Origin of the sequence: Micromonospora sp. NPDC000442 (genome assembly GCF_042898635.1) — a bacterium.
Taxonomy (GTDB): domain Bacteria; phylum Actinomycetota; class Actinomycetes; order Mycobacteriales; family Micromonosporaceae; genus Micromonospora.
Map to the genome: position 1 here is coordinate 19,381 of NZ_JBIAYZ010000014.1, position 20,716 is coordinate 40,096.

Here is a 20,716-nt window from a genome sequence, read left to right on the forward strand (position 1 = left end):
AAACTCGTTGAAGAGCACCGTTGCTGCCCCTGCCTGGGGAGTGCGAGCGCCCGGCACCGGCCGAGCGAGCCACGTCTCCCCCGGCATGGAGTACCAGGGCACCACCGTCCAACTGTGTGGGCTGTTCCCCTTCGTCGCCGGCTCCGGGGCACCCACCATCGGGGTTCCGATCGGACGGCACATGCTGTGGGGCGAAGTCGTCTGCCTCGACCCCCTCGAATGGCTCCGCGAAGGCCTGATCACCAACCCCGGCGTGTTCGTCCTCGGCCAACCCGGCGTCGGCAAGTCCACCGTGGTCAAACGACTGATCACCGGCATGACCGGCTTCGGCACCAGCGCCCTCATCCTCGGCGACACGAAACCCGACTACACCAGACTCGTCGAACACCTCGGCGGACAGGTCATCCGCATCGGACGCGGCCTGGACCGCCTCAACCCCCTCGACTCCGGCCCTCTCGGCACCGCCCTCGCTCGCATGGGCACCGCCGACGCCCGACAACTACGCCTGGAAATCCGCGGCCGCCGCATGTCCCTGCTCCTGGCACTCTGCGCCCTCGTACGCGGACACGTACTCAACAACACCGAAGAGATCATCCTCGGCCGCGCCATCGACGTACTCACCGAACGCCTCGACCACGACCCGACGGTGCCCGACGTGCTCAGCCTCATCGAAACCGGCACCGGCGAGCTGCAGGCCGCGGCCGCGGCCCGGGCACGCACAGACGGCGAGTACCGCCGCCGCGTCGACCAGCTGGTGCCCACCCTCGCACTGCTCTGCGAAGGCAGCCTGCGCGGGGTGTTCGACGGACCCACCAGCAAACCCCTCGACCTCGACGCCCCCGCCGTCAGCGTCGACATCTCCCAGGTCGCCGCCGCTGGCGACCAGCTCGTCGCCGCGGCGATGCTGTGCACCTGGGCGTACGGCTTCGGCATGGTCGACGCCGCCTCCGTCCTCGCCGACCAGGGCCTGGCCCCACGCCGCCAGTACCTCGGCGTCATGGACGAACTATGGCGGGCGCTGCGCGGCGCCTCCGGGCTCGTCGAGCACGCCGACGCACTCACCCGACTCAACCGGCAGCGGGGCATGGCCAGCGTGATGGTCACCCACTCCCTCGCCGACCTCGACGCCCTACCCACGGCCGAAGACCGGGCCAAAGCACAAGGCTTCATCGAACGCTCCGCCATCAAAATCCTCGCCGGCCTGCCACCTCGAGAACTGGCCCGCGTCAACGAAGTCATCAAGCTCTCCGGCCCCGAGCGGGAGCTGGTGGCGTCCTGGGCCGCGCCGGAGGCTTGGTTCGCCGGCTCTGTGCATCCCGGCCGGGGCAAATACCTGATCAAGACCGGCGAACGAAATGGGCTGCCGGTGTCGCTGACCCTGGTCGGCGAGGAATGGGACCTCTACGACACCGATTCGGCCATTCGTGAGGTGCGGCCATGAGCACCCGACCCGTCGAGCCGCGCGGCACCGCCGGCGGCCCTCTCACTCCGTTCCTGGTGCTCGGGCTGGTGTGGGCGGTGTTCGTCCTGATGTGGTTGTCCTGGCTGGCCGGCCTCATCGCCGCGACGGTGACCCAGCCTTCTGCTGCTGGTCCCCGCTTCGGATCCTCGTACGTGCAACACCTGCTGCGGGCCGACTGGGCCGTGCTGTGGCCCGAGGTCTCCCCCACCGTGGTCGGCGTCGTCTACGCAGTGCTGCTGCTGGTGCTGGTCGGCCTGGTCACCTTCGTGACTTTGTGGTGGCAGGGCCGCAAGCCGGACGCCGAGGACCCGCTCCCATCGCTGGCCGGCCCTGTCGAGGTGCGCACCATGACACTCCCAGCGACAGCCGCCAAGGCTCGCCGACTGCGGCCCGGCCTGGCGAACGTGCCGGTGAAGGAGATCCCGGCCGAGGCGGCCGGTGTGGTGCTCGGCGCGCACCGACGACGACGCGGCTCGGGTCCCCGCGTATACGCCTCCTGGGAGGACGTCGTGCTCGCGGTGATGGCACCCCGCGCCGGCAAGACAACCGCGCTGGCCGTCCAGTCGATCCTCAACGCGCCGGGGCCGGCGCTCGCCACCAGCAACAAACCGGACCTGTGGGCCACCACGGCGGCCTTTCGCGCTACGCACGGCGCTGTGTGGGTGTTCGATCCGCAGTCCATCGCGCACATGCCGCAGGGCTGGTGGTGGAATCCGCTGGCTGCCATCGAGGACGTCGAGGGCGCACACCGGCTGGCCAACCACTTCGTCCAGCAGGTACGCAACTCCCACAGCAGCGACGACTTTTGGATCCAGGGAGCGCTGGACCTGCTCACCTCGCTGATCCTCGCCGCCGCACTCGAAGGCCGCACACTGACCTCAGTGCAGACCTGGCTGTCGGACTCCACCTCCCGCGAGCCAGCGACCATCCTCAAGAGCCACGGCTTCGGCGCCTCCGCCCGAGCCATGTCCGGCCGCCAAGCCGGCGCCCCCGAAACCCGCGAAGGGCTCTACGAAACCGCCCGCACCGCAGCAGCGTGCCTGGCTAATCCGACGATCATGGCCTGGGTCACCCCACCGGATCGGCCGCTACCAGCGCTGGACGTCGAGGCCTTCGTCGAAAGCACCGACACGCTCTACCTGCTGTCCAAGGACGGCGCGGGTGCCGCCGCACACTCGTCGCCGGCCTCACCGACCAGGTGCTGCGCGCCGCAGTCACCGTCGCAGAAGCGCACGGTGGCCGACTCGATCCGCCGCTGGTCGCCTGCCTCGACGAGGCCGCGAACATCTGCAAGATCGCCGACCTACCCGAGCTGTACAGCCACTTCGGCAGCCGCGGCATCATCCCCCTAACCATCCTGCAGTCCTACCGCCAAGGCACCTGCGTCTGGGGCGAGCAGGGCATGGACGCCCTCTGGTCGGCCGCCACGGTCAAGCTCGTCGGCGCCGGCATCGACGACGCGCGGTTCGCCGAAGACCTGTCCCGACTCGTCGGCGAACACGACGTCACCGTCGCCTCCCGCACCCGCGACGCCCAAGGCCGCACGTCGTACCAGACCTCCGTGCGCCGACAGCGCATCCTCGACCCCGCGCGGATCCGGGCACTGCCGAAAGGCTCGGCGCTGCTGTTCGCCACCGGCGTCAGGGTAGCGATGCTCAACCTCCTGCCCTGGTACGACGAACCAAACGCCGAGCGGCTGACCACCGCCGTCGCCACCTCCACCGCCGAAATGACCCGCCACGCGCGAGGCACCCGCGCCGCACGCCAGGACCGGATGACGCAGCGGTCCTGGCCGAGACAGGGCAGCTGAAGCTAGCTTGGATATCGGAGGTCGACTATGGGCGCACCTCGAATCAGTCAACCGACGTTCCCGATACGCGGCACCGGACTTGAGCCCAGGCGGCTGCTGGCGGCCGTCGAGGCCGCGGTGACCTACTACCGCGCCCAGCTCGCACACGCCGACGGGCCCCGCGCGTATCTCGCCGAACGCGGCCTCGGCGTCCTTGCGCAGCGCGAGTGGCCGTGGCGAGTCGGGTACGCCCCATCCGGATGGAGTTCGCTCACCGATCACCTACGTGCTGCCGGCTTCAACACCGAGGAGCTGGTGGGTGCAGGCCTATCAACCCGCACTCGGGTGGAGCCGGACCGCCTCATCGACGTGTTCCGGGACCGGATCATTTTCCCGGTACGCGCCCCAGCCGGGCACACCGTGGCCTTCCTCGGCCGCTCCAGCCCTGGCTCCGGCGAGCACGTGCCCAAATACATCAACAGCCCGGGGACCGCGATCTACGACAAGGGGCAACTGCTCTTCGGCGTCGCGGAACAGCAGGAACGCATCAACGCACGGTGGACGCCGATCCTGGTCGAAGGACCCGCCGACGTCCTCGCGGTCTGGCTGTCGTACTCCCGGTCGGGCCGGCCCGGAGCGGTGGCACTGGCACCGTGCGGCACCATTCTGACCGGCCACCAGGCCGCGATCTTGCGGGAGCTGCCCGGTGCCACGCAGGGCATCGTCGCCGCATTCGATGCCGATCCGGCCGGGCGTGGTGCCGTGAACCGAGCCTGGCAACTGCTCCGGCAACCGCGCCCACCCGGCCCACTGCTGGCAGCTGAGTTCCGTGCCGGCGCCGACCCAGCGGACCTACTACGGCAGCCGAACGGCAGGGCCCGGCTGCGAACTGCCCTGCAGCGACGGGCACGACCCATGCTCGACGCGGTCGTCGACCATCGCCTCACCCGCCTCGTCGAACGGCATCCTCGGCTGTTAGAGGACATCGACGGTAGGTGCGCCGCGGTGCGCATCCTGGTGCCGCTCTTGTTCGAGGTAACGAAGCCGGAAGATGCAATCCGTGTGGCCCAACGCATCGTCAACCACACCGGTGCCGGAGTCGATACTGTTGCGATCGCCGCGCTTAGCACATAGAAGGCCGCGGTGGGTTCCTGTACCGGTACGAGGGCATGGATACCTTGGAGCTTTACCTGCCACTGGGCACGTTGGCCCGAGCCAACCACCGAATCGGTGCGGCTACTCCTGCGACGAAGCCAGCGGCGTGGAATCGTCACGTGCCGTAGAGCGCCCGACCGGTGGCTGGCTGACATCGCCACTGCCTTGTCCATGTGCCGTTGCACCGCGCGCTCGTCGGTTCCGAGATCGATGAGGACCGCGACATCACCGTCAACCAGCGGTATGCCGCGGACCTGGTATCCCGCGTAGACGGCTTTGATTACCGTCCCGCCTACGCCTGAAGCGCGACGAGTTGGCGAGTTGCCGCCGCGGCCGGTCTGCCGGCGTTCCTGCTCAGCAGGCGAGCCGACGTCAACCCGATCGAGCATCAGACCGATATCTGGGTTTGCCGCAAGGGGCTCGTCACCGGAGGTGGCGTCGGGCTCGACCACTGCCGTCCGGGCGGCGCTGCACGAGGAGGCGAAGCTGGCGATGGCCCGCAGACCGGAGTCAGCCGCCGTCCCTTCGAGCGATGGATTCGGTCCCACTGCCAGCAGCTGCGAGTTCCACGACGGCTGGTGTCAGCATCCTGACATCGCCGACGGAGCGTTGCTCACGTACGCTTCTGCACCGTCCATTGCTGACGGAGGCGCGGAGGAATCACCTGTGACAGACGAAGAGTTGCGCGATCTCGAGCGCACCCTTCGACGCCTGCTCGCAGAACGCCACATGGACTGGGTGTTGGAGAGCGTCGACCAAGCTCTCGTCGAGGGTGTACTGCAGGAACGGCCGGTAGAACGGATCCGCCGAGCTCGCTCGGATCGAATATACGAGGACCTGCAGACTGCCCGGGAACCGCGAAGCGCGGTGGATCTGGAGGAAATTGTCGTAGCAAGAGGACGGGAGCCTGCCATCCCGTCCGCGAGCACGACAGGCAACACGGGTGTGACCGTGCGAACCCACACCTCTCTCGAACGCGTCCTCCTGATCATTGACTCGATGCAGCGCGTGCTTGTGGAACTGCCGGAGGCCGCCAACCAGACGTATGCAGGCCTCGCTGAGGCAGCCGATGGTGAGTCATCGGGGATCGACCTAGAATTTGCGAGCGAGTTGGGGGGGTCCTCGCCGGAAGAGTTCGCCTCGCCTTCCGAACAGCGACGCAGGCCGTCCGGTAGACACGAATTGGAGCAGGATCGGCAGCGACGGGACCAGCTCAACTGGCTTCTAGAAGAACTCAAGCAGGAGGCGCAGTCATGACGTCGAAGGACGATCTGATAGCGGCCATCCGGACGATACTTGCCACCAGCGGCACCCCCTATTCGAGTACCTTCGAAGCGCACGACGCCTACGAGGGTTACCTGTTCTCGCTCGTCGTGTCGGTTGCCCGCAATAGTGACGCGACCGTCGACTACGTTGCCGTCACCGGCGAGTCCACCCGGAAACTCCTCTTCCGCACCGCACCTGGAATGCTCTACTCGACGACCCATCCGTACACGCACGCAGAACTTCAATTTCCCGGAGTTCCAGCACTGGAGGTACATCTGGGGGTGCGCGTCCAGGGCAGTTCACGGGTACTACATGAGTGCGACGTACTGGTGCTGCCGAAAGACGAGGCTGATCGCAGCCGCAACAGCCAGGTTGCACCACGTGGCAGCAAGGCGGTGCTTGCGATCGAATGCAAGTTCTACGCCGCCCACCTACAACTGAACGTCGCACGCGGATTCGAGGGACTGCACGCCGATCTCGGCCTGCGTCACACACTATTCGTCTCCAACCTGCCGGCTCCCCGGGTGGCCACCTACCTGAGCCACCGTAGGCGCTCCTGGGAGCAGCGGGTCCGCCCTGGATCACCCCAGGTACATCATCTTGAAACGTTGATCCGCGAGGCATTCAAGAATCATTGTGCCAAGCACGGGTTCGTGTTGCCGTAAGCCACGAGCGGCCGTCAGATTCGGTTGCGCCGACGCGGCAGCTACCCCGACCCCGCATCAGCTATACGGCATCGAGAACCAGAAAAACTATGCATGCGTCAATCCCACCAATTCCACCAGTTCTCTGGAGCGGGTTCGGCTGGCATCTCTGCCGGTGAGTGGTGTCGCGTTTCTCCGAGGTCGCCGCCTGCTGCGCAGTTGCGGAATGGTCCGTCGTCGCCGTGCAGGATGGGTAGTTGGTGGTCGAGTTCTCGCAGCCAGGGCAGCATGCCGGTCATCTGTAGGCGGGCTTGTTCCCAGCCGTACCACAGGGCCGTCAGTCGGGTGACCGCTTCGTCGTGGCGCCACCACTGTTCGCACCAGTGCCACCGAGTCATGCCGACCTCGCCGACCGGGCGCGGGAAAGTCGGCAGCAGGTACGTGGTCACCCACTCCTCGACCGTCGCATACAGCGGCGGCTGATCATCCCCGTCGCTGGCCTGGGTGCATTCGGCGTGGGTCTGCTGCAGGTCGGTGACCTGCGCCGCGAGTCTGGCTACCTCAGCGGCGAGTTCGTCGAGTCGAGTAGGTGCGTCCGTGCTGGTCTGCTGTGACGTGGTGGCCGTCATCGGGCCCTACCCCGCATCGGCACCGCGGTGACCGTAGCCGCAGGCTGCTTACCGGCGACCGTCGGCTCGATCTGGGCTACGCGAAGCTTCGGGAAGGCCTGCGCCCACGCCGGCGTCCTGACCGTTTCAGCATGACGGACGGTGGCTGCGGTGGCTGCGGTGTGATCGGCGATGTTGTCGTGGAGCATGTTCGCCGACTGCCCGGCTGCGTGTTCGTCGACCGGGGTACGAGGGTCGTCGGCTGTTCCGCCGGCGCGGACTCCTTCGCCGCGTTCGGCGGCTGCTCGGCTGTGCAGGTCGCGGGCCAGGGCTTCCTCCACGTGAATCTGGGCGAGGCGGATCGCCTCGACCGGCCGCCCGGCGGCTTCGCCGGCCCTGATGGCTTGGTTCATGTGCGCTGCCAGGTCGCGGAGTAGCTGCACGGGTTCGCCTGCGGGGAGTCTGCCGGTGGCGCGCCACTGGCGTTGGAGTTCGTCGAGGGCTTCGGGCCGTACGTGCTCCGCCAGTTTCATGGCCTCTTGGCGGACAGCGGCGTCGAAGTTGTCGACCAGCCCACGGCCACCCGGCGGCAACGCGGCTGGTCCCTCCGGGGTGATTCCCGGTCGGTCGGGTGTGCCGCCGTGCGGACGAGCGCCATGCTGGCGGTGGCCGGTGCGGCCGTCGTGTTCCCATACCTCCCGAGCGGCGGCGCGCATGGCCTCGGAGATCGGGGTTCCGGCTTGCCGGTGGCGTTGGTAGGCGGCCATCAGGTCCGGGCGGAACTGGCGGAGTCGCTGCTCGGCGAACTCGACCACCCGGCGGGCTACCGGGTCGGTGCCAGCGTGGATCGTCGCGGTCCGCCACACGCCGGCGGCTTCGGCGAAGGTGGCCTTGGTGACCAGCCAGTCCCCGTCCAGCGAGGCGGCCATCCGTTCGCGGTCCGCGCGTACCTTGGCGGCCAGGCGGTCGGCTTCGCGGCGGGCCGTCGCGGCGGCCTGGTCCCGTTGGGCCTGGCGTTCCCGTTCGGCGACCTTGTTCTGAATCCCGACGGCGGCCCAGCGGGCGCCGGCCTCGCCGACGGTCGCCATCGTCGCCAGCCCTTGCAGAAACTGCTGGCGGGTCTCGACCACCGGATCATCGTGGTGCTGCGGGTGCGGCACGTGCACCTCCCGTGCGTGCGTCAGCGGCCGCGCGCGGCACGCCGGCCGCCTCCCACTGTCGGTACGGGTGTTGCCGTGACCGTGAGCGGCGGCGCTACCACCGGCCGCCGGCCGCCCGCTACCAGCCGCAGCGCCTCGGCGGCGGTCCGGGCCGCCTCGGCCTGGTGGAGACGCTGCTGCGCTCTTCGCAGCTGCTCGATAGTGTCGGCGAAGCGGGACAGGTCCATCATCAACGCGAGCGCGGCCACCGTGTCCTCGTCGCCGGAGATGCGACCCATGAGTGCTACCAGCCGCGACATCGCACGCATCTCCTGCGAGCGACCGCTGGGCTGACGGACCCGCCCGTACAGGTCGCGGGCTGCTCGGTCGAACGCCTCGGCTGCCCGGTGCAGCGCCCCGCGCCGGTCACCCTCTATCCCGTACGCCAGGCTCGTGAGCAGATCCGCCGCGGCGACCGCGGTGGCCTGCGCTCGACCGGGTGCGGTACGGGCGTCGCGGTGGATGTCGTCGGCGGCCGCAGCAACCACCGTGGCGGCCTGACGCAGCGTCTCGACCCGCTCTGCCCGGCTTACTGTCGGCGCGGCTGGCGGTGGTGTTGGGGTGCCCCAGCGCTGGCGCAGCTTGGGCAGGGTCAGGTCAGGCGCCAACCGGCCTCCGCCGAAGTACACCGGCTGCCCACTGGCGGTGCGGGGACCGGGCAGCGCCACCGCGTACCCGGTGACCTGACCGGGGTCGGTGCTGCTGTTCCGGAGCCGGACCAGCACGCCTGCCTCGCCTAGCTGGACGAAGAACTCCTCCTCTGAGCCGGCGGCGGCCACCGCCCGACGTACGCACCGGCGCAACTCGTCGCGGGGCATTTGGGCCCGGCCGGTACGACGGGCCTTGCTGACCTCGGCCGGGTGCGGACGCCGATGTGCAGTCCGGTCAGCGGGTGGGACACGGCGGTGCAGGTGGTAGCGGCGGGCGACATGGTAGGTGGCCTTCACACAGCGCGGGTAGTCGTTGCGCATCCAGTTGGTGCGGCCGTCCTCGCGCACCAGGGTGGCGACGATGTGCACGTGATCATCGGCATGACGCATGGCGATCCATCGCAGGCCCGGATCGGTGGCGGTGGTGGCGATGCCGACCTCGGTGAGCATCTGCACTGCCATGTTCGCCCAGGTCGAGTCACTGATGGTGCGGTGCCGGTCCTCGGGAGCGAGCCGCATGCTGGCATGCCACACAAACCTGTTCGGCGGCCGGTAGCCGGCGCGGACCGGTTGCTCCAGCAGGGCAGCCAGCGCGCGAAGGTCCCGCTTGCCGCTGACGGTGACCTTGGGCTCCAGGTCCTTCAGGGGGCCTGCGCCGTCCCAGGCGGCCACCAAGCGCGGGTCGAGGTGTTCCTCGGCCTTGCCCGGGCCCCACAGATAAAGCAGCAGTCCTCCGACCTGAGAGGGTGGTTTGTGACCTCTTATCCGCTTTGCGGTTGGCTGATCTTTGCGGACCCGTAGCCGATGTGGTGGCGTCGCGTTAGGACGGTCGTGAGTGGACGTGCGGCGTATCCGAGTGACCTGACCGATGAGCAATGGGCGGTGGTGGGGCCCTTCCTGCAGGTGTGGAAGGATCGGCATCCGTCGGTGTCGGGGCATCAGGGCCGCTACGAGCTGCGGGAGATCGTGAACGCGATCTTCTACCAGAACCGGACCGGGTGTCAGTGGGCGTACCTGCCGCACGACCTGCCGCCGAAGTCCGCGACGTACTACTACTTCGCGCTGTGGCGTGATGACGGTACCGACCAGGTGATTCATGACCTGCTGCGCTGTCAGACGCGGGAGAAGGCCGGCCGGGCGGAGGACCCGACCGCGGTGGTGTTGGACACCCAGTCGATCCGGGCAGCCAACCACGTACCGGCCGCGACGACCGGCAAGGACGCGGCGAAGAAGGTACCCGGCCGCAAGCGGGGCCTGGCCGTCGATGCTCTCGGCCTGATCATCGCGGTGGTGGTGACCGCGGCGTCGGTCACCGACAACGCCATCGGCATCCGGCTGCTGGACAACGTCGTGGCCCACACCCCGACGGTGACCAAGGCGTGGGTCGACGCCGGTTTCAAAGACGACGTGCAGATCCACGGCGCGGTCCGAGGTATCGACGTCGAGCAGGTCCTTCGGTCCGACACGACCGCCGGGTTCGTGCCAGTGAAGCGCCGGTGGGTGGTCGAACAGACCAACGGCACCCTGATGCTGCACCGCCGCCTGGTCCGCGAGTACGAAAGCCGACCCGCCTCTGCGATATCACGCACCTGGTGGGCCTCGACGGCGAACCTCATCCGCCGGTTGACCGGCACCGCCACCGCGTCGTGGCGCGACCCGGGCCGGCAGCGGTGACCCCGCCGACGCTGCTGACCCTGCTCACCGAACGCGAGACCGCCGCCGGCCTCGCCATCGAGCGGCTCCGTGCCCAGATCGCCTCCCTCGACGAGCAACTCGCCGCGGCCGAGACCGAGATAGCCGAACTCGCCATCACCCGCAAGACGCTCCTGAGCCTGGGCGGCCCACTCGACGCGTCGGCACCTGCTGACCCCACCGTCGCCAGCCCGGCCTACCAGCAGATCCTCGCCGTGTTCCACGGCGCCACCGCGCCGATGCGCGCCAAGGACATCTGCCAGGCGCTGGGCACCGGCACCACCGCGAAGGACACCGAGAACCTCCGCGCCAAACTCAAACGCCTCGTCGCCCGCCAGATCCTCACCGAACCCGAGGCCGGCCTGTTCACCCTGGCCTCACCGACGACGTCCGCGTAACCACCACCAGGGCCTCTAACGAACCGCCAAGCCTACATCGGACATAACCTTTCGAACCATCCTCTGAGAGCCACGCCGGTGTACTCGCGTGATCACCGCAGTCTCCGGTCGATCAGGGAGATGACCTCGTCGAGCCGAGCCACCGCTGACGCGCTCAAGCGGATAGCGTCGGCGGCCCAGTCCGGTAACTGGCCGGTGGCGTTGAACGCCGCAGCGGCTTGGTTGACGTTGTTACCGAACATCACCACCGCGCGACGGGCGGCAAACAACTCGTGCTGCAGCTCCCGCAGGTCCCCAGTCACGCCACCCGGTGCCTGCCCGGCGGAGGCGGCGGAGACGGCGGCCTTGGCGGCGTAGCCGGTCGGGGTCAGCCCAGCGGCCTGCGCCGCCACGTCGATCGCGGCCTTCTCCTCACCGGACAGCCTCAGCAGCACAGCATGTGGGCGAGCCGGCCGATGGTGGGCACGGTGCCGCGCCTTGCGAGGCGGGGTGGGCTGTCCGCTGTCCATCCTCGCCACTGTGCGCCCCGGGCGTTGCCAATGACGTCAACACCAGCGGCTACCGGCGCCGGTCAGGACGACGAGCGGGCAGAGCTCCTCCCCATTGCCGATCTGCGACCGCGCCCGGTCGCAGGCTGATAAGCAATAGCCATATCTTGCTCCAACCACTGCGGACGTGATCTTGGTGCCGGGTGCTACCGGTTAGCGCCTCGGACCAGCGTGGACAGGAACCGGATGGAGTTCTCCACGCGATGCTTGATGGCGCGGAGGGCGGGGATGTCGAAGTTGCCGGCAGCGCCATGCGTGCCCTTGTTGAACTGGGAGAACAGGTTCAACACGTCGTTGACGTCTTGCTCGACGAAGTCGCCCAGGGGTTCGTAGCCGGCGCCGTTGAGATCGAGCAGGTATCCGATCTTCTCCCGCCGCGCGACCGCCCTGCCGTCCGGTCCCCGCGCGCAGTCTGGCTTGGCCTGCAGCACCGCGGCGTCGGGGGCGTTCATGTCGATCAGCTTCACCACGACCTCGCGGGCGCTGGTGCAGAAGTGTCGCGCCGCGTCGGGGTTGCGCGGGTTGATCGCGAACCGTGCGCCCTCCCAACGGTTGTGCAGGTCGAGCGACAGAGACGACAGCTCGTCGGTGAGGGAGGTTTCCTCGATCTGCTCGGCGTCGGCGGCCGTGCCGTCCAGGAGGGTGTTGGCGAGCTGGGCGCTGTTGGCCGTCTCGGCTTCTGCCAGGTCGGCCAGATGCTGCCCGCGTTCGTTCCAGCCCTCGGACTGTTCGTCGACGTGGGCGTACGCGGCGTGCAGCGCGATGGTGGAGGTCTGAACCGTGACGTAGCGGGTCGTCGAGCGCTGCCGGTTGAACCGTGCGATCTCGGCATTTAGCCGCTGCCGGTTGGCGCGCACGCGGGCGTTGTACGCCCGTACCTCGCGATTGTGCTCGTCGACGGCCCGCTTGAGCTTGCGGTTGTAGTCCGTAACCTGGCGGTTGTACGTGTCGACGGCCCGCTTCACCTTGCGGTTGTGCTCGTTGACCATGCGGTTGTACTGGGCCGGTGTGACCTTTCGTGGCATATCAGCCTCCGTGCGCGAGGAACGCCTGAGGTACGACAAGAACGCAGGTCATTTCGGGGTGCGCATGGTGTTCCGTGGTCAGCGTCACGCTCGATGAGGACGCGACCAGGTCATCGTCTGTTCATCCCCCGTCCACGAGATTGATTACTGAGCGCGACGAACCGGCAATGATCCTGGAGAACTCGCACACGTCGAATACGCAAGGCGGCCAGTCGTCAAGCAGTGGAGGCGCCGAGTAGCGCCAGCTCGCGTGGGCACTGAGGTACCGAGGTCCGGGCGTCCGGGTGTACGTCGTCTGCGCCCAACAAGCAGCCGACCGAGGTCGCGCAGCCCGCACGCCGCTCGCCACCACAGGAGGCATGGCTTGGTAGTGAACTGGCCGAAACCGGGGACAACCCTGCCGCCGAGCGTTACGGAGGTGACTGCACTGCGCCCGAACAGCGGCAAATCCGGATGCTCTGTTGGCACCTGTCAGCTTGGGTGCCCGGCTCTTCCTATGGTCGTGAGATGCGGGCTCGGTCCAACCGCCACTGGGCCGCTTCTCGATATTGCGGGCCGAACAATGGCAGCCAGTACGGGTCGGTTACGGCCCACTCGACGGTTAAGTCCGGTCGGCCCAAGCGCACGAGGCGCTCGAATCCGGACTGGATGTCACCACTGACAACCAGCCGTCGAGCCGCCTCCGCAGCCCCATGCTCCTTGATCATCACTTGCCATGCGGTCGGGTGATACGGCGGGACAAGTTTGCGGCATGCATCGATCGCCTCTTCGCAGGCTGCTTCAAACTCTTCCTCGAGGGACATAGGCCGAGTGTTGCGGCACAACGCTCGACGAACAATCGGTCGGTCAGATGACTCGGCGTTGCCGCCGCTGCGGGGCCGCGCAGGCACGGCTACTGTACGCAGGTCGACAGGCGCGCCGATCGTCGACGCGCGACTCGCGCGGCTAGATGGGTGCGGTGCGATCGAGCCGTCGGAAGGTTGAAATCGCGAGCTGTGACCCTAGCCCGAAGCTGTCAGGCGGGCCGAGGTGCATTCACCGACCGTCGGGCAACCGCGACCCGGACTTGCGGGTCTGACTCCGAACCAGGGCGGAGGGGGACATGGGCCAATCCAACCGGTGCTGTACGCCTCGGTACGCGTATAGAGTGAGCGCCTGATGAGTCCCGACCTGCGAGAGTTCTACGGTGCACTAAAGTCCTGGGCCGAGGAAGCAGTCGCCCATCTCCGCATGTCGTCTGACGCTATGTGGGATGTTTACGCTGGCGAGCATTGGCAGTATGCCGGCAGCGACACCTACTGCGTTCAGCCCCGAACCGACAAGAGGTGGAGTTTCGCCGGCCTCGACCGTGTCCGACAGCTCGACAGCTACGCTCGGGCCAGAGCGGCCGGTAGCCACTGCCCACCCATCGCCGCCGTGCTTGACAAGCTGGTCGGATCCGCTCTCGGCGAGATTCGTGTTGAGTTTTGGCGGCTCGCGGAGAGTGTCCTGCCGACACCAGAAGACCTCGACGATTACGGCCCGACGTTCTTCGACCGCAGATTCGAGCACCTCGCATCCTCCCTCGAAGCCTCCCAATTCCACTTCCACAGCATCCATTTCCTGGACGGTCTGGTCCTCGACGGAGGAGTCATCGAGATTGCACCGGGCCTAACGCTGGAAAGGGCGACACCTGAGGAAGTAATTCGTGGGCTCAAGCTAGGAATGCTGAGGCCGGATTTCCCCATGGTGAGCACATCGACGTTCAACCTCGCGGAACGGCAAGCGAGCGTACTCAAGAGAAGATGGACGCTACCCCGCGTCGTCTTCGACCCGATTTCCGACGAGAGAGAACCGCACAGCGTTTTGCCGGAGTGGGATGAACGGGAAAAGAAGGGCGAGCCGTGCTTGACGCGATCGCCGTGCTAACTGGGAGGAGGGTTTCGATCGTCGGATTCGTCACCTTCAAGGATCCAGCAGCGACCTCCCTGCTCGACGACGGTTGGTCGCCGCTACGGGTCTATCCTTCCGTCGTCGGAGTCGGTGAGGTCAAGGGCTCGCCCGAGCTGGCGCAGAATCTCCGCCGCACGTATACCATGATCCGCCATCCTGCCTTTGCTCGGAACAAGGCCCTCGCTCTCGCGGTCCGTAGGTTGGGTCTCGCCGCTCACAGGGACCTGGCGGAAGATCGCTTGCTCGACGTCTTTATTGCGGCTGAGGCGTTCTACCTGTCCGACGCCGATAATCTCGAACTTGGCTACCGGCTTGCGTTGCGCGCGGCGTTGTGGGGCACAGATGGAGCCCTGGATTGGTCGAGACAGCAGATATTCGATCACATGAAGCGTGGTTACGGTCTGCGCAGCAAGTACGCTCACGGCGCCGAAACCAAGCCCAAGGACCTTAAGCTTCAGGACCGCCAGGTGAGCCTCGCGGAGTTCGTCGCCGTCACCGAGGAGATCGTACGCGCAGCTGTGTTGAAGGCGATGCGGGTAATGGAGCAATCAAACGGTCAGTTCACGATCGACTGGGAGGCGCTTGTCCTGCCAAATCGCTAGGCCGGGCAAGTGTCTCTATGATCATGGCCTTCCGCATAGCGGCACACTCAATTCAGCACGACCGCGCGCTCGACCTCACCGCACTGCGTCACGCAACATGACGCCCGGCCTGCGGCAGATAAGTGATCCTGATGCAGCCGAGGAAGCGTCGGGGCAAAACTTTACAAGAAGCGCAGAATTGATTCGTAGAGAGTTTCCGCTATTTGCTGGACGCCAAACGGCTCGGCAATAATGGTCAACCTTCAAGCTGTACGTCAGCTGGCGCGGATCACTTTAGCCGCTTACGCCAGATTGTTCGACGTCTGACTGGCCCTATCGGAGTCCATGAAGCTGATTCTTCATCCCATCGGATGACCTTGCCCGCGATTCTTGCATTAAGGAGGTCTAGGTCCATCAGAGCTAGATGCGCTTGATCTGACAGCTCTCCAGTTAGCACCACCACCGTTGTCGGCCCACCGGCGGGCGTAACTTCAAGCTCTGCTGACTTGACCCCCTTCCGGTTGCACCGTAGACGGGCGTGAACTCGGCGGTAAGTGGCTGGCGCGCCTTCCACTGTCTTCTTGGCCAACTCCTGCGCGACAGCCGAAACGTAGGGCACAACGGCGGTCGTTACGGCGGCCACCGCGGCCGTCTCAATCCATGTCGGTGCGCCCCAAGTAAAGTCGACGATGTCGTAGGAAGGGCCAATCTCTGGATTGAACGTCGACTTTTCCTCAGGCGGGGACTGTTCTTCCTGTTTAGCCATCTATCATCAACCCCTTGGAAGGCATAAGAAAAGAGCATTGTTTGGGTGCGCCTGCAAGGATAGACTAGAGATGCAAGCGAACCGATGAGGTAGCGGCTTCGCCGATTCCAGCACCTGCCTTCAATCAATCACTGCGGACGAGGCTGTCCATCTTTTACGCGTGGCATAGGTGGGTGGCACACTACTCTCGGCCAGATCCGGACGCCGACGCTACGTAGTCCGCATTGGCTACGGCCTTGTTGCAAATGAGCTCTCGCGAGTGGGCCTGGACGCAACCTCCAGGCCCACCATGCAATGGCTTCAGCTCAAGCGAGGGGATGGGACTCGTTGGTCAGGGCCGCCAGCGCTGCGGCGACCTCCTGGAGACTCGCTCGGACGTACGTGCTTGTGGTGCCGGTATCGCTGCCGCTGTCGGTGTGACCGGCGTAGGCGCGGGCCACGGCGTAGCCGAAGTTCCGCTCGACCCACGTCAGCGTCGTGTGCCGCAGCCAGTGGGTGCTGATCTGCTGCACATAGACCCACGGCAGATGCTGACCGATACGCGCCCACAGGTGGTCGTAGCGGCGGTAGGTGATCGGCTGCCCGTTGCGGTAACGCAGCAACTGGCCCGCTCCCACCGCCTGGCGTTCCTCGGCGTGCTGCTGCAGATGCCTCATCAAAGTGGGTGACACCGGCTGCCACCGCACCGTGTCACCCTTCTCCCGCAGCAGGATCAGGCACTGGTCCGGGTCCAGGTCGACCGGCCGCAACGCCAACGCGCCACCCCGACGACACGCCGTCTCGGTATGCAACCGCAACAGCAGACTGTCCAACGCCGGATCGTCACCCGTGCTGGCAGCGACGGCGTTGATCTCCGCCAACCTGCTGTCCGCTACCGCCCGCCTAGTGCTCGGCAGCCGCCGCGGCTTGGCCACCTTCAGCGCCGGGTTGTCCGCCGCGTTGAGGTACCCGTCGGCCACCGCCCGCTTGTACAGGCACCGCAACGCCGCGATCAGATGCTCCGCCGCGCTGCGTCCACCTCGGGCGTTGCGCCGGGCCACCACGTGCGTCTTGGCGTACTCGGCGAGCTGCTCGATCTCCGACGGGCTCGGCTCATCGAGCCGCCGCTGTCCCCAGTGTTCCAGGACCCGCTTCCAGTACGAGCCGTAAGCCCGCCGCGTACCGTCACTGACCGCCGCCGACACCACCGGCACGTACTCGGCGAACGTCGGCGCGGGCGGACAGTCCGACGCCGCCTCGACAAGATCAGCCGGAGAGATCCCCATCCGCGCCAGCAACAGCCGCGCGGCGTCCAACTCGGCTCGGCCCACGGTGGTGTCACTCATACCTGACCACCGCCCAACACGTCGGCGTGCACCGACATGACCATCGCGTCCAGAGCCGCCGGCGGGTGCACCACAAGCAGGCCGTCAGCAGGGCTCGCGGCCAGCAACACTCGGTCACCGGCAGTCAGCCCGCACCACTGCCGCACCGCCACCGGCAGATGCAGACGACCTTGACCGGTGACGGTGAAGACGCCCTGCCGATCCACCCCTACGACGACCAGTCCGGAGCTCTCGCGGATGTGCAGGCGGGTGCCCGGTGTCCAGCCGAGGGTACGGATGATCGTCCGGTCGGCGATGCGACCGCTGACGTCGATGGCCGCCACGCCGTACACCATCGTGCCGGCACGCGGCGTCGGCAGGACCGGCAGCGGCAACGGCGGGCGGCGACGCGCTCCCCCGGGCTGCTGACGGTGGCCCTTCTCCTGGTCAGCCAACATCACCGGCGGGATGACCGGAGCCACAGAGCGATCAACCACGACTACCGCCCCCGATCGAAACAGGGTCGGTCGAGGGCGTTGCTGCGCTGAGATTTACGTGGTCAAGCGCGCTTGACCACCGGTATGCGATACACAGCATGGATGCTGCAAACTGGTGTCCGAGGGGGGACTTGAACCCCCACGCCCTATACGGGCACTAGCACCTCAAGCTAGCGCGTCTGCCATTCCGCCACCCGGACCTACTTGCCCAGCCTACCGTGTCAGCCTCGGTGATCCCATCATCCGTAGGCCGCCCGGTGGGCTGCACGGGGAGTTACTGTACACGCCGCAGTTGGATCATGCACATCGGCATCGGGGGCCTCGCCCGGCCGTCCTCGCAGGGTCCTGCGGTGGGCTTTCGGCGGGTGTGTGCGCCGGGTAGCGTCGAGGTGCCCGTACCCGGCAGCATGGGCCTCGTGCCCCATGCCTCTCCTCTGGCCGTCGCTCAGCAACGGGCTCTCGCGCTGCGTGGTGCGGGTAACCTCGCCGCCGCCCGTGACCTGCTGGTCGATGCGGTCGAGTCCACTCGGCCGCCGTTCAGCAAAGATCATCCGGACGTGCTCAGCACCGCTCATCTGCTGGCCAGGCTGCATCGGGAGGCGGACGACCCGAGCGCGGCCCGACGGGTGCTGGAGGAGGCGTTCGCCGCCGGGGAGCGCCGCTGGCCGCATGCCGATCCGCTGATGCTGGCGTTGGCCTTCGAGCTGGGGTCCGTCGCGGACGAGCTGGGCAATCGCCACGAGGCACGCCGGAACTACACCCGCGTGGCCGCCGCCGGCCCCGCCGTGCTCGGTGCCGACCATCCGGCGGTACGGACGGCACGGGAGTATCTCGGCGACGCCGCGCCCGCCCCTCAGCCTGCGGTCCCCGCTGCCCCCCAGCCTGGTCCAGCGAGCCAGCCTTCCCGGGGAGCGCTGGACGAACCGACGGTGTCCCTGGCCGCGCTCTCCACGCTGTGGAAGCCACACGACGCGTCGACGGCAGCACCGGCACGTCCCGCCTCCGCTTCGACGTCGCCATCTGCCGCCATCGATCATCCCATTTCCGGCGGTCCTGGAGCAGCGACCGTCCCTCCCCCGCCCAGCTCACCACTCGAGTCCGCCGTGCTGTCGGCACCGGTCGTTCCCGGGACACCGCCGACCTCGGCCGAGCCGGGACGGCCCGCCCCACCACCGATTCCGTCACCACCCACCGTGCCACCAACCGCGCTGCCGCAGATCCCGCCGGCGTCCACCACGGTGCCGCAGATCCCGCCGCCCACCGTGCCACCAACCGTGGCGTCGCAGGTCCCACCATCATCCGCGGTGCCACCGACTGTCGCGCCGCAGGTCCTGAGGCCAACCTCACCATCACCCGCTACGCCGCCTGGCCCAACTCGCGTACCGCCGTCGATGGTGCCGCCGTCAGTTACGACGCCGTCCGCCCCACCGCTGCCCGGCGTGTCTGCGCCGCCGGTGGTGCCGCAGGCGCGGACGGCTTTTCATGATCAGTCGACTCACCCGGTTGCACCTCCGGTCGACCGGGCCCGATCGGCTGGGGCGCCACCCGCGCCGGTGGTTTCGGCTGCCGCCCTGGCCGGGCCGGCAAGCGGGGTGCCGGCCTCGTCGTCGCCCGCTCCGCCCTACCCCGCACCGTCGGTCGCGCCGCCCGGCCCGTCTCCGGCCGGACCGGCTCCGCGCCAGCCGATCGAGGACGACGAACAGACCGGCGTACTGCGGTCCTCCCCGGCCGCCGGCGGGGCGGCGGGCGTCGAGTCTGCCTCGACCGGGCATCCCGAGTGGGCCCGGCCCACTATCCGGGTGCAGCAGATCGGGCCCCTGCTGGAGGAGGAAGCGGCACGGGCCGGCCGTACGCCTGAGCCTCCGGCACCTGCAGACGGTATGTCCTCACCGGTGAGCGCGTCCCCGGCCTGGTCATCGGCGGTCACCGAGCCGCCGGCCGAGGGGCAGCCGGTCAGTGCACCACCTGCCTCGGCCTGGTCGGTCAGCGCGCCACCGGCGCTGGGGCAGCCCGCCGAGCCGGCCTGGAGCCAGGCCCAACCGATCAGCGCACCACCTGTGAGCGCGCCACCCGTCAGCGCACCACCGATCAGCGCGCCACCCGTCAGCGCGCCACCCGTCAGCGCGCCACCGGGTACTTCCGTGCCTCCGCAGGGCACCCCACTGGTCAGCCCGACGGCCGGCCCGCACGACCTGACCGCACCGTTGCCGCAACCCGGCCCGACCAACGCATCACCAGGCTGGGCACCGACAAGCGGTCCACCCCTCAACGCGCCGCCCGTGAGTGCGCCGCCGGGTACTTCCGTGCCTGAGCAGGGCGCCCCACCGGTCAGCCCGGCGGCCGGCCCGCACGACCTGACCGCACCGTTGCCGCAACCCGGCCCGACCAACGGACCACCCGGCTGGGCACCGCCGGCCAGCGGACCACCCGGCTACCCACCGCCGACCGGCGGAGCCGCCCACCCCGTACCTCCGTCGTACGGGTCGGTGAGCGGTGCCGGCTCGTACGAGGGTCCGGGTGGCGGACCCAACCCGTACGGGCCGGGGAGTGGTGTACAGCAGCGTGACCCCCGGCTGGCGGGTCCGGGTCATGGAGCCCAGCCGCACGGCGCACCGACGTATCCGCAGTCCGGCGGTCACGGTGCGCCGCCGCCCTATCCGGGTCCGGCCGCGCCGCCGGCCTGGGGCCAGTCCGGTGCTCACCATCCGGGGATCGCCGCGCCGTACCAGGGGCCGTTGGCGATGCCGACGGCGGAGCCGGCGCCGGGTCGTAACCGGGTGGCGATCGTGGTGGCGGTGCTGGCGGTCCTGGTGGCTCTGGCCGCGGTGATCGGGGTGGGTCTGTTGGTCCTGGACCGACAGGCCGCACCGCCGTCGGAACCTTCGTCGGCGCCGACGTCGCCGCCGGGTTCGGTCGGTCCGCCTCCCGGTAACCTGACGATGCGCGACGACACTACGACGATCACGTTGACCTGGACCGACCCGTCGGACGGGCTGGTGCCGTTCATGGTGGCCGGTGGGCGCACCGGGCAGTCGCTGGGCATGATGGCCACGGTGGACCCGGGTCGGACCAGCTACACGGTCAACGGGTTGAGCACGCGGGTGAACTACTGCTTCGCGGTGCTCGCCGTCTACGACACCGACCAGTTCGCCACCTCCGACCAGGTGTGCACGTCGCGGTAGGCCGACCGGACCTGACCG

The 20,716-nt window shown here is 67.9% G+C and carries 19 protein-coding genes, 1 tRNA gene and 1 pseudogene; 12 read left to right on the forward strand and 9 right to left on the reverse strand.

From position 1 onward, the window contains the following. Nucleotides 1-7: 7 nt before the first annotated feature. The 6 genes from ACFY2A_RS21575 (at nucleotide 8) to ACFY2A_RS21600 (ending at nucleotide 6,337) form a co-directional block, all read left to right on the forward strand. Nucleotides 8-1,441 carry a hypothetical protein gene (locus tag ACFY2A_RS21575; protein WP_387174000.1) on the forward strand — a complete coding sequence of 478 codons (1,434 nt, stop codon included), beginning with the start codon at nucleotides 8-10 and terminating at the stop codon, nucleotides 1,439-1,441. Continuing rightward, nucleotides 1,438-2,814 carry a type IV secretory system conjugative DNA transfer family protein gene (locus tag ACFY2A_RS21580; protein WP_387174002.1) on the forward strand — a complete coding sequence of 459 codons (1,377 nt, stop codon included), beginning with the start codon at nucleotides 1,438-1,440 and terminating at the stop codon, nucleotides 2,812-2,814. Before ACFY2A_RS21575 ends, ACFY2A_RS21580 begins: the two co-directional genes overlap by 4 nt. Beyond that, complete coding sequence (locus ACFY2A_RS21585; RefSeq protein WP_387174195.1) at nucleotides 2,718-3,272, forward strand: TraG/TraD/VirD4 family protein; 555 nt, start codon at nucleotides 2,718-2,720, stop codon at nucleotides 3,270-3,272. Before ACFY2A_RS21580 ends, ACFY2A_RS21585 begins: the two co-directional genes overlap by 97 nt. Before the next feature lie 27 nt (nucleotides 3,273-3,299). Further along, nucleotides 3,300-4,385 carry a toprim domain-containing protein gene (locus ACFY2A_RS21590; protein WP_387174004.1) on the forward strand — a complete coding sequence of 362 codons (1,086 nt, stop codon included), beginning with the start codon at nucleotides 3,300-3,302 and terminating at the stop codon, nucleotides 4,383-4,385. 687 nt (nucleotides 4,386-5,072) lie between these two features. Further along, on the forward strand, nucleotides 5,073-5,663 hold the full coding sequence (locus tag ACFY2A_RS21595; protein WP_387174006.1) for a hypothetical protein: 591 nt from the start codon (nucleotides 5,073-5,075) through the stop codon (nucleotides 5,661-5,663). Then, the gene (locus ACFY2A_RS21600) at nucleotides 5,660-6,337 is read left to right on the forward strand and encodes a hypothetical protein (protein WP_387174008.1); all 678 of its coding nucleotides are present in this window, start codon (nucleotides 5,660-5,662) and stop codon (nucleotides 6,335-6,337) included. The genes ACFY2A_RS21595 and ACFY2A_RS21600 overlap by 4 nt, the downstream gene beginning before the upstream one ends. A 98-nt stretch (nucleotides 6,338-6,435) precedes the next feature. On the opposite strand, the gene ACFY2A_RS21605 is transcribed toward ACFY2A_RS21600, so the two are convergent. Genes ACFY2A_RS21605 through ACFY2A_RS21615 form a run of 3 tightly spaced genes read right to left on the reverse strand, consistent with a single transcriptional unit; the run spans nucleotide 6,436 to nucleotide 9,445 of the window. Next, the gene (locus ACFY2A_RS21605) at nucleotides 6,436-6,945 is read right to left on the reverse strand and encodes a DUF4913 domain-containing protein (protein WP_387174010.1); all 510 of its coding nucleotides are present in this window, start codon (nucleotides 6,943-6,945) and stop codon (nucleotides 6,436-6,438) included. Beyond that, the gene (locus ACFY2A_RS21610; RefSeq protein WP_387174012.1) at nucleotides 6,942-8,084 is read right to left on the reverse strand and encodes a hypothetical protein; all 1,143 of its coding nucleotides are present in this window, start codon (nucleotides 8,082-8,084) and stop codon (nucleotides 6,942-6,944) included. The genes ACFY2A_RS21605 and ACFY2A_RS21610 overlap by 4 nt, the downstream gene beginning before the upstream one ends. Nucleotides 8,085-8,104: 20 nt before the next feature. Continuing rightward, a complete protein-coding gene (locus ACFY2A_RS21615) occupies nucleotides 8,105-9,445 on the reverse strand; it encodes a relaxase (protein ID WP_387174014.1) in 1,341 nt (446 codons plus the stop codon). Nucleotides 9,446-9,604: 159 nt separating this feature from the next. Between ACFY2A_RS21615 and ACFY2A_RS21620 the strand changes: the two genes are divergently transcribed. Together ACFY2A_RS21620 and ACFY2A_RS21625 are read left to right on the forward strand one after the other, a co-directional pair. Beyond that, the gene (locus tag ACFY2A_RS21620) at nucleotides 9,605-10,447 is read left to right on the forward strand and encodes an IS5 family transposase (protein WP_387174016.1); all 843 of its coding nucleotides are present in this window, start codon (nucleotides 9,605-9,607) and stop codon (nucleotides 10,445-10,447) included. Next, the gene (locus tag ACFY2A_RS21625; RefSeq protein WP_387174018.1) at nucleotides 10,444-10,863 is read left to right on the forward strand and encodes a hypothetical protein; all 420 of its coding nucleotides are present in this window, start codon (nucleotides 10,444-10,446) and stop codon (nucleotides 10,861-10,863) included. Before ACFY2A_RS21620 ends, ACFY2A_RS21625 begins: the two co-directional genes overlap by 4 nt. 92 nt (nucleotides 10,864-10,955) lie before the next feature. Here the strand turns inward: ACFY2A_RS21625 and ACFY2A_RS21630 are convergent, their stop codons facing one another. The 3 genes from ACFY2A_RS21630 to ACFY2A_RS21640 form a co-directional block, all read right to left on the reverse strand. Then, nucleotides 10,956-11,372, reverse strand: a complete 417-nt coding sequence (locus ACFY2A_RS21630; protein WP_387174020.1) for a hypothetical protein — start codon at nucleotides 11,370-11,372, stop codon at nucleotides 10,956-10,958. A gap of 185 nt (nucleotides 11,373-11,557) precedes the next feature. Next, a complete protein-coding gene (locus ACFY2A_RS21635) occupies nucleotides 11,558-12,400 on the reverse strand; it encodes a hypothetical protein (RefSeq protein WP_387174022.1) in 843 nt (280 codons plus the stop codon). A 530-nt stretch (nucleotides 12,401-12,930) separates the two neighbouring features. Then, nucleotides 12,931-13,239 (reverse strand): hypothetical protein, encoded by a 309-nt coding sequence (locus ACFY2A_RS21640; protein WP_387174024.1) that lies wholly within the window; start codon nucleotides 13,237-13,239, stop codon nucleotides 12,931-12,933. 355 nt (nucleotides 13,240-13,594) lie between these two features. On the opposite strand from ACFY2A_RS21640, the gene ACFY2A_RS21645 reads away from it, so the two are divergent. Together ACFY2A_RS21645 and ACFY2A_RS21650 are read left to right on the forward strand one after the other, a co-directional pair. Beyond that, nucleotides 13,595-14,344, forward strand: coding sequence for a hypothetical protein (locus tag ACFY2A_RS21645; RefSeq protein ID WP_387174026.1), 750 nt, complete (start codon nucleotides 13,595-13,597; stop codon nucleotides 14,342-14,344). After that, on the forward strand, nucleotides 14,320-14,970 hold the full coding sequence (locus ACFY2A_RS21650) for a hypothetical protein (RefSeq protein ID WP_387174028.1): 651 nt from the start codon (nucleotides 14,320-14,322) through the stop codon (nucleotides 14,968-14,970). The genes ACFY2A_RS21645 and ACFY2A_RS21650 overlap by 25 nt, the downstream gene beginning before the upstream one ends. Nucleotides 14,971-16,020: 1,050 nt before the next feature. On the opposite strand, the gene ACFY2A_RS21655 is transcribed toward ACFY2A_RS21650, so the two are convergent. The 3 genes from ACFY2A_RS21655 to ACFY2A_RS21665 all read right to left on the reverse strand — a co-directional run bounded on the left by ACFY2A_RS21655 (nucleotide 16,021) and on the right by ACFY2A_RS21665 (nucleotide 17,716). Further along, entirely contained in the window at nucleotides 16,021-17,040 is a 1,020-nt protein-coding gene (locus tag ACFY2A_RS21655; protein ID WP_387174029.1) for a tyrosine-type recombinase/integrase, read from the reverse strand. Beyond that, a complete protein-coding gene (locus ACFY2A_RS21660) occupies nucleotides 17,037-17,516 on the reverse strand; it encodes a hypothetical protein (RefSeq protein WP_387174031.1) in 480 nt (159 codons plus the stop codon). The genes ACFY2A_RS21655 and ACFY2A_RS21660 overlap by 4 nt, the downstream gene beginning before the upstream one ends. A 113-nt stretch (nucleotides 17,517-17,629) precedes the next feature. Next, nucleotides 17,630-17,716 (reverse strand) — tRNA-Leu (locus ACFY2A_RS21665). 207 nt (nucleotides 17,717-17,923) lie between these two features. On the opposite strand from ACFY2A_RS21665, the pseudogene ACFY2A_RS21670 reads away from it, so the two are divergent. After that, nucleotides 17,924-18,106: pseudogene (locus ACFY2A_RS21670) on the forward strand (hypothetical protein); the annotation flags it as partial. A gap of 1,713 nt (nucleotides 18,107-19,819) precedes the next feature. Further along, nucleotides 19,820-20,698, forward strand: coding sequence for a fibronectin type III domain-containing protein (locus tag ACFY2A_RS21675; RefSeq protein ID WP_387174204.1), 879 nt, complete (start codon nucleotides 19,820-19,822; stop codon nucleotides 20,696-20,698). The last annotated feature ends 18 nt before the right edge of the window (nucleotides 20,699-20,716 follow it).

Coding starts and splice junctions, on each gene's coding strand:
- ACFY2A_RS21580 (WP_387174002.1), top strand. CDS start 1,438: ATGAGCACCCGACCCGTCGAGCCGCGCGGCACCGCCGGCGGCCCTCTC.
- ACFY2A_RS21590 (WP_387174004.1), top strand. CDS start 3,300: ATGGGCGCACCTCGAATCAGTCAACCGACGTTCCCGATACGCGGCACC.
- ACFY2A_RS21600 (WP_387174008.1), top strand. CDS start 5,660: ATGACGTCGAAGGACGATCTGATAGCGGCCATCCGGACGATACTTGCC.
- ACFY2A_RS21605 (WP_387174010.1), bottom strand. CDS start 6,945: ATGACGGCCACCACGTCACAGCAGACCAGCACGGACGCACCTACTCGA.
- ACFY2A_RS21630 (WP_387174020.1), bottom strand. CDS start 11,372: ATGGACAGCGGACAGCCCACCCCGCCTCGCAAGGCGCGGCACCGTGCC.
- ACFY2A_RS21635 (WP_387174022.1), bottom strand. CDS start 12,400: ATGGTCAACGAGCACAACCGCAAGGTGAAGCGGGCCGTCGACACGTAC.
- ACFY2A_RS21640 (WP_387174024.1), bottom strand. CDS start 13,239: ATGTCCCTCGAGGAAGAGTTTGAAGCAGCCTGCGAAGAGGCGATCGAT.
- ACFY2A_RS21645 (WP_387174026.1), top strand. CDS start 13,595: ATGAGTCCCGACCTGCGAGAGTTCTACGGTGCACTAAAGTCCTGGGCC.
- ACFY2A_RS21655 (WP_387174029.1), bottom strand. CDS start 17,040: ATGAGTGACACCACCGTGGGCCGAGCCGAGTTGGACGCCGCGCGGCTG.